This is a genomic window from Aminobacter sp. P4_D5, assembly GCF_056401815.1.
Window position 1 is genome coordinate 1 of record NZ_JBFUIP010000447.1, and the last position, 982, is coordinate 982.

Sequence of the window (982 nt, forward strand, 5' to 3'; positions counted from 1 at the left end):
GTTGAGGTCGGGAAAGACGTCCACCGGCACCTTCGGGAGCACGAAGGCGCCATAGGCCATCAGGACCACAACGGCGGCGAGGACGAGCAGGCGATTGCGCAGGCTCGCGGAGACGAGGGCGGCGAACATCAGCGGATCTGGTTCACGAGGCCAGCGCCCTGCACCACCACGCGCTCGCCCGGCGACAGCCCGGCCGCGACGAGTACGCGCGCGGCGTCGATCGGCTCGACCCGCACCGCGGCAGCCGAGAAGGTCTCGGGTTCCACATGCCGCCAGACGACGCTCTCGCCATTGGCCGCGCGCACCACGGCGGCGCGCGGCAGGATCAGCCCGCGCAGGTTCTCCGCCAGCCGCGCCACCACGCGCACCGGCTGGCCCAGCGACAGGCCCGCCGGCGCATTCTCGATGCGGAACTGCACCAGCGTCGCCTGCTGCTGCAGCACCTGGCCGAAGCCCTGCAGCGTCAGCCGCATGGGCATCCCGTCGCCGGCCGCGGCGGTGGCGTCCTGCACCTCCAGCCGCGCGGCATCCGGCCCGTAGACCAGCGCCTCCACCCAGAGCCCTGACGGGTCGAGGATCTGGAAGAGAATATCCTGCGCCTGCACCACCTGCCCCGCCACGACCCGGGCCACCGCAATGATGCCGTCCGCCGGTGCGCGGATGGCCTCGGGCTCGATGCGGTTCGCGCCGATCAGCGCGCGGCGGCGGCGCAGGCCGTCGAGCTCGATCTCCGTGTCGATGACCTGCACGCGCGTGCCGGCGCCGCTCGCGACCAGCGAGCGCGCGCGGTTCAGCCGCGCCTCGGCGCCGGCGATGAGCTGGTCGATCTCGCCCCCGCGCTCTGCGATGGTGGTGCGGTCGGCGATGGGCAACGGCGCCTCCACCAGCGCCAGCACGTCGCCCCGCCGCACCTGCTGGCCGAGGCGCGGCAATCCGCCCTCCGGCGGCGTCACGCGCCCGCCGGCGATGCTCTGCGCCAGAC

General features: G+C 73.9%; 1 protein-coding gene. It reads right to left on the reverse strand.

Annotated elements, in window-relative coordinates; genetic code table 11:
• Positions 1 to 128 precede the first annotated feature (128 nt).
• Positions 129 to 982: efflux RND transporter periplasmic adaptor subunit (locus tag AC1DWF_RS32640; protein ID WP_476842661.1), on the reverse strand; the 854-nt coding region annotated here is incomplete at its 5' end.